8 protein-coding genes and 1 tRNA gene are annotated in these 6,802 nt (G+C 42.5%); 4 read left to right on the forward strand and 5 right to left on the reverse strand.

The features are described 5' to 3' along the window. The first annotated feature begins 526 nt into the window (after nt 1-526). The 4 genes from mltG (at nt 527) to ACTCNA_RS17085 (ending at nt 2,974) form a co-directional block, all read left to right on the forward strand. Nucleotides 527-1,561: an endolytic transglycosylase MltG gene (gene mltG / locus ACTCNA_RS17070; protein ID WP_462949150.1), complete on the forward strand. Its 1,035-nt coding sequence runs from the start codon at nt 527-529 to the stop codon at nt 1,559-1,561. A gap of 105 nt (nt 1,562-1,666) precedes the next feature. Next, entirely contained in the window at nt 1,667-2,371 is a 705-nt protein-coding gene (locus ACTCNA_RS17075) for a hypothetical protein (RefSeq protein ID WP_462949151.1), read from the forward strand. 10 nt (nt 2,372-2,381) lie between these two features. Continuing rightward, on the forward strand, nt 2,382-2,501 hold the full coding sequence (locus ACTCNA_RS17080) for a twin-arginine translocation signal domain-containing protein (protein ID WP_462949152.1): 120 nt from the start codon (nt 2,382-2,384) through the stop codon (nt 2,499-2,501). Further along, nucleotides 2,501-2,974, forward strand: coding sequence for a sugar phosphate isomerase/epimerase family protein (locus ACTCNA_RS17085; RefSeq protein ID WP_462949153.1), 474 nt, complete (start codon nt 2,501-2,503; stop codon nt 2,972-2,974). The genes ACTCNA_RS17080 and ACTCNA_RS17085 overlap by 1 nt, the downstream gene beginning before the upstream one ends. On the opposite strand, the gene ACTCNA_RS17090 is transcribed toward ACTCNA_RS17085, so the two are convergent. The 5 genes from ACTCNA_RS17090 to ACTCNA_RS17110 form a co-directional block, all read right to left on the reverse strand. Beyond that, nucleotides 2,958-3,059: a putative signal transducing protein gene (locus ACTCNA_RS17090; RefSeq protein WP_462949154.1), complete on the reverse strand. Its 102-nt coding sequence runs from the start codon at nt 3,057-3,059 to the stop codon at nt 2,958-2,960. The genes ACTCNA_RS17085 and ACTCNA_RS17090 overlap by 17 nt on opposite strands. Before the next feature lie 54 nt (nt 3,060-3,113). Continuing rightward, complete coding sequence (locus ACTCNA_RS17095; RefSeq protein ID WP_462949155.1) at nt 3,114-3,311, reverse strand: hypothetical protein; 198 nt, start codon at nt 3,309-3,311, stop codon at nt 3,114-3,116. A gap of 4 nt (nt 3,312-3,315) precedes the next feature. Continuing rightward, nucleotides 3,316-4,626 carry an L-fucose:H+ symporter permease gene (gene fucP / locus ACTCNA_RS17100; RefSeq protein WP_462949156.1) on the reverse strand — a complete coding sequence of 437 codons (1,311 nt, stop codon included), beginning with the start codon at nt 4,624-4,626 and terminating at the stop codon, nt 3,316-3,318. 102 nt (nt 4,627-4,728) lie between these two features. Continuing rightward, complete coding sequence (locus ACTCNA_RS17105; RefSeq protein WP_462949157.1) at nt 4,729-5,808, reverse strand: mannose-1-phosphate guanylyltransferase; 1,080 nt, start codon at nt 5,806-5,808, stop codon at nt 4,729-4,731. 846 nt (nt 5,809-6,654) lie between these two features. After that, a tRNA-Gly gene (locus ACTCNA_RS17110) sits at nt 6,655-6,726 on the reverse strand. Between the last annotated feature and the right edge of the window lie 76 nt (nt 6,727-6,802).

Below are 6,802 nucleotides of genomic sequence, written 5' to 3' on the forward strand. Positions count from 1 at the left end.
ACGCGGCTTTTTGTTTGCGTAAAACAAACAAAGCAACAAACATTCACCCCAAAACATCAAAGCTTCCAATCCTCCCCTACGGGGGAGTTAGAGGGGGCTCACAGGGGAGTTAGGGGGCTTCTCCCCCCCCCATGGGGTCGGGGTAAAAAATCCGAAAACCGGGAATGAGGTAACGATATCGGAATGCGGCACCAGGGGTCAACCAAAGGACCCGTTCTTTTCCCCACAGAACGGTTCCCTTGCCCCGCTGGCGCAACCCCGAAATTTCGGGGGTATCCTGTGCCTGCCCCGTTATACATCAACGGGGATAAATAATCCGGATGTTTTTTGATACCCTCAACCGAAAGACACTTCTCCTTTCTATACTTCCGTAGTTAAATGCATAATTCAATAAACTTTATTTATTCCACAAGCACAAACAATTTTTCAGAGCCGTTCTATTAAGAACAATATTGATTTAATTTATCTTTGGGGCATATTTTGCAAAACCAAATAAAGTATGACTTTGGATAAAAAAAATAAAATAATGCTGTTTCCCAAAATCGGGAAATTTATAATTATCTTCTTTTCAATAGCTTTTTTAATAGTTGCCGGCATCGGTTACCAGTTGTACAGGTATGTGTTTGAGGAGAATGTAAAAAACGAACGAGCGGTAATTATTCCCGAAAATGCTTCGTTCGATGCTGTTATCGATACCCTGCAAACCCACGACATTCTGGAAAACTACAAAGCCTTCAGGTGGGTTTCGAAAAAGAAAAAATACAACGATGCCATCAAACCGGGTCGCTATCTTTTCAAAAATGGTGAAAATACCAATCAGATAGTTAATAAATTACGCGGCGGAATCCAGGAACCGCTGGAACTGACCTTCAATAATGTTCGTTTCAAGGAAGATTTGGCCGGAAAAGTGAGCCGCTATATCCAGGCCGATTCCGTTTCAATTTTAAACCTGTTTAACGACACCCTGAAAATTGAACAATGGGGATTCACACCTGAAACATTCAAAGCCATGTTTATTCCCAACACTTACGAATTCTACTGGACTACTTCGGCCACCGATTTTGCACAACGCATGAAACAGGAGTTCGAACGTTTCTGGGACTCCCGCAGAAGGAAAAAAGCAGATGAAATTGGGTTCTCACCGGTGGAGGTTTCCATACTGGCTTCCATTGTGCAGGCGGAAACCGCGAAGGCAGAGGAATTTGAACGGGTAGCAGGTTTGTATATTAACCGTTTGAAAAGAGGAATTCCTCTGCAGGCCGATCCCACCGTGAAATTTGCGGTTGGCGATTTTTCACTGCGGAGAATTCTTAACAAACACCTCGAAATTGATTCGCCATACAATACCTACAAGCATGCCGGGCTTCCCCCCGGCCCCATCAATTTTCCGGAAATTGCATCGCTGGAAGCCGTACTCAATTACGAAGACCACAACTATATGTACATGAGCGCCCGTGAGGATTTTTCAGGATACCACAACTTTGCCGTTACCCTCTCGGAACACAACCGCAATGCAGCCAGGTACAGGCGTGCCCTCGACGAACGAAAAATATGGAAATAAAACAAATGCTTTTATAAAACATATTCAAAAGAATACTTTTCCCGTAACTTTCAATGGATTTATAAAGTATCAGTAATAAACTGAAAATCGTAAAATTATTGAAAGATGAAATCAGAAAAAACATTAAAAGTCTGTGGCTCCATAACCAAAAAAGAGTCGTTGGCAAGGCTGAAAAACGACACACTTGAACATACCTATGTGGCAGAAGCCAATTTACCATATGCCAATTATTACGGGCGTGTTCCGGAAACACTTCAGCCCAATTCCCTCTTCCTTTTTACCGATCGATTTTACACGCTGGAAGAAGCGCTTCGCTTCACCCAAAATATTGATATTTGTGAACGCAACAGGGTAAACACTGCCAGTGCCCAAATCCAGTTTAAAACACACCGTTATCCGGCCATTCGTATCCGCAATTTTCCCGACTACGAACACCTGAAAATGCTCCAGGAATGTTTCCTGAAACTGGGAATGAAATTCGCCCGGAAAATCAGCATGGAACCGGAAGCAATGGTGACCGTCAATAAATGTTTCACCCTCGATGAAAAAGAGGATGGAATCTATTTTGACAAAGAACTCCCAAACGAAGGGTATATCACCGTGGAAAAACGACTGGACTATGAAAGTTTTGACAAGTTGATGCACGATGTTTGGAACAATGGAAATTGCAAAATTTTTGACGGTGCCATGGGCGGATTTTTAATCGACAACCATGTTACCGACATGATTCGTGTATATTCAGAACAAATTGACGTTAAACTGCTTAAATGCATCAAAAAAGAGGTTGACAAGCAAATGCAGTCCTATTAATTTTATAAAAATGAAGAGCAACAGAAGAAACTTTATACGCAACTCGGCATTGGTACTGGCTGGTGCAGGAATTGCAGGATCAGGCGTTCAGGCACAAAATCAAAAAAAAGCGGCAATTTCGATGAATTGATGGCCAACAAAGGAATTGAGCCGGTTTTGAAAGGCCACACCGAAGATGAAGGGTTTAAATGGGTGATTGATGCCATTGAACAATGCATTCCCACTGCCGAAAAATGCGGTGTGGTGCTGGGCCTCGAAAATCACTGGGGACTGGGCCGGACAGCCGAGGGGGTGTTGCGCATCGTAAATGCCATCGATTCACCGTGGCTGCAAATCACTTCCGACACCGGAAATTTCCTGGAACTCCAGTACGAACAACTGGAAATGATGGCTCCGAAAACATTTCTTATTCAGGCAAAAACCTATTTTGGCGGAGGCAAATGGTACACACTCGACATCGATTACCCGCGGGTAGCCGAAATTTTCAGAAAAGTGAATTACCGGGGATATGTTTCGGTTGAATTTGAAGGAGAGGAAGACCCGATGACAGCCGTGCCCAAAAGCCTGGAAATGATTCGGGATGCATTTACCCGGGAGGTTTAACAAACAGGTTAATTAAAATTTGAGTGGTGAGCTCATTTTTCAGGTGGCATTCAATTCCTTCCGACTCGATCCGGCTTTTCAGCACAATCAAATCATTTTAATAATGCGATTCTTTTACTGTTATGTAATTCATTTTTAATCAGGGTAAAATATCTTTGACCTTTCTCATATCAGATTCGGCAACCTGCAGTTCGGCGAGTGGCGCTGGAACAGCATTAGTCACCTGATTGGGCATTTCATTTCTTATCCGGCATTTAACTCCAATTGCCTCCAGCCGCCCTTTCAACTCTTCTAAATCCTTTAAATTATCCGCTTTTTTAACTGTAATATAACTCATAATTTTATTTATTAAATTCCATTTTTGGGTGAACTTTCAACGTTCGGTAACCATAAACTGCTATTACTACAAAGCTAATAAACGGCAGGATAAAAGAAAAATTCACAGCGGGCAGTCCCCCCACCCTGCCCAAATCAATAATGGCACCTTGTAGCGGAGGCATCAAAGCTCCGCCAACAATGGCCATTACCAGACCCGCAGCACCGAGCGTGGAATCGTCGCCCAATCCATCGAGGGCAATGCCGTAAATAGTGGGAAACATCAGCGACATGAAGGCAGAAGTGGCAACAAGCAAGTACAAACCTGCCATCCCCTGAATGAGAATGACACCGGTTGTTGTTATCATCCCGCCAATTGCAAAAATCATGAGCAACCTGCGCGAATTGAAATATTTCATCAGCGCTGTACTAATGAAGCGGCTCGACAGGAAAAGAACCATGGCCACAATGTTGTAATTCTGGGCTGTGTCTTTTGGAATTCCCAGGTTATCAGCATAATGAATGATAAACGTCCAGCACATAATTTGCGCGCCTACATAAAAAACCTGGGCAATAACACCTTCGCGGTACCTTACATTTTTGACAAGTCGTTTGAATGAATCAATCGCTTTGATGGTATGGTCAGCATCTTCACGCTTGGGCATTTTCGAAAACAAAATTATGATAAACATTAAAATTACAAAAAAACCTAAAATAATGTACGGATCGCGGATTACCCCCAGGTCGTTGGTGCGGATTGCGGCTTGCTGGGCTTCCGAAAGCGTGGGGAAAATCAAATCGCCCGCAGCATCTCTCCGGTCAGATTCGAGGTGGGATAAAATAAATTTAGATGCCACAAACATGCCCAACAACGAACCCAGCGGGTTAAATGACTGGGCAAGGTTCAGCCGGCGGGTTGCTGTTTCGGGATCTCCCATAGCCAGAATGTACGGATTGGCTGTCGTTTCCAGAAATGCCAGGCCAAAGGTTAAAATGTAGTAGGAAACCAGGAAGAATTCGAAAATTTCGTATTGTGCTGCCGGGAAGAACAGCAGCGCCCCAACAGCATAAAGGGCCAGCCCAACCAATATTCCTTTTTTATAGCTGTAGCGTTTCACAAAAAGCGCCGCCGGAATAGCCATCGTGGCATACCCGCCGTAAAATGCAAACTGCACCAGCGCAGCTCTGGCATTCGAAGTTTCCATAATGGTTTGGAAAGCAGCTACCATTGGATTGGTGAGGTCGTTGGCAAATCCCCACAGGGCAAATAAACTGGTAATCAATATAAAAGGCAGTACTACTTTTTTTGAAACGACTGGTTTGTTCGATTGCTTCATTTTATCAGTTTTAATCCAATATTTTAATTATCCTAAAATGTAGAATAGTTTTTTAACCGGCAACCTGTGGTAACCGGTTCTTCCATTTTCCTTGTGAAAATTTTAAAGAAAATGGTTTTTATTTTCTGCTTTGAGCTGATCAACTATCATTTTCACATCCTGGGCGTTTTCTTTTTTGCAAACCAGAGTTGCATTTCCGTCGCGCACAACAATTACATCGTCGAGCCCCAACAGTACAACCAGGCCTTCATCGGTAAAAACATACGAATTTTTGGCATCCAGAAAAATTGATTCGCCATTTGATGCATTCCCGTTTTCATCCTTCTCTTCCTCCTGGTAAACCGATTCCCAGCTTCCCAAATCATTCCAGTCGAAATTTCCTTCCACCATGTAAATATTCCGGGCGTGTTCCATTATGCCATAATCAACCGAAATGCTTTCAACTGCCCTGTAAATTTCATCCAGCGTTTGCGGGTAAGAAGGACTGCCAATGGCTGCCTGAATTTTCCGTAAATCGCTGTACAAACCGGGCGCAAACTCCCTGACGGCTTCCAAAAAAACCGATACTTTGAAGACAAACAATCCACTGTTCCAGAAATATCCGCCATCTTTCAGGTAGGTTTTAGCTTTTTCAAGCTCCGGTTTTTCCACAAAACGGTCAACTTTAAACTGCCTGATTTTTTCAGGCCCCGTAATGTCTTCGGCTGTTTTTACATATCCGTAGCCTGTTGCCGGAAATGTTGGCCTGATGCCGATGGTAACAATTCCATCCTTTTCACTGGCAATTTTTGATGCAGCCAGCACCGTGTCGCGAAACAATTCGTTGTCGTTCACCAGATGATCGGAAGGCGAGACCACCATAATTCCCTCCGGATTTTCTTTCTCGGCAAACAAAGCTGCCAAGCCAATACAGGGCAAGGTATTTTTACCTACCGGCTCATAAATCAGGTTTTCGCGGGGGAGCTCAGGCGTTTGTTTTTCCAGTTCAGCGGCCTGGTTTTTATTGGAAACAATGTAAATATTATCGGTTTCGGTAAATGTTGAAAACCGTTTTATGGTTGACTCGAGCAGCGAACTACCGCCAAACATATCGAGGTATTGTTTGGGTTTTGCCGTTCTGCTCCGGGGCCAGAACCTTGTTCCCGAGCCCCCTGCCATAATCAGGCAATACAAATTTTCCATTTTTATGAATTTTTAAAACAAATATGAATAATCTCCGCCAATGAAACAACACCTTACATAAATTCAAATGCCTGCAAAGCTTTGCATTTTAGAATTAATGCTGTAAAACATATAATTCAATTTTGGCAGAATTGAATTTTAAAACACCGGAAGAGTGTATGAAATTACAGCGGAAACGATATACTGCATCTGTATTCTTCTTATTGCCACAGGTTAAATTACCCTTTTGAACGGGTGAAGGAATTACTACAATTTCACCAAATCGTAGCTTAAAGGTAAACCGTGTTCACTGGGAAATTTATAATTGCACTATCCGTTTTATTTCCAAATACGTAAGAATATCCAATACCAATACCATTTTTAAATTTCCACCGGGCATGTAAAGCAAATGTTTTTTTTTATTGGTGCGCTACCCCAACCCATATTTTATCATCGTAGTGAAAATTTATTGAGGCATGATAGAAAAATGGCTCATCGCTTCCATTAAAGTACTCATCGAACTGAAATTCCAACTACAGGAAAAATCAGTTGAAACCTGTAAAAAATCTTCCATCCAAAAACCATCATATTCCGCATCCAAATCCAATTTTATTGTCACCAGACAGGGTATAAGCAGACAATCAGCTAAAAAAATAAGTGACTCCATTATTGTTCCTGCCTTAAAACAAAAGGGATAGAACTCTTAATATGATTGGTTTTGTGTATTGGGTTTGTAAATCATCAATCATCTTCAAAAAGCGTCCATATTGTTCTGCCTCTTTTTTCTTTTTCTTTTCACGGGTGCAAATTTTAGTGTAAATAAAAAAGACCTGCAAAAATTATTTCTTGCAAGTCTTTAATTCTCAGAGCGGGAAACGGGGATCGAACCCGCGACCCTCAGCTTGGGAAGCTGATGCTCTACCACTGAGCTACTCCCGCTTTTTATTTTTTCTAATATTTTATGCCGTCATCCAGGGATCCGCCGGCTGGCGGACTGTCACTGAGCCCTGTTCGG

The sequence above is a fragment of the Tangfeifania sp. genome (assembly GCF_055108615.1).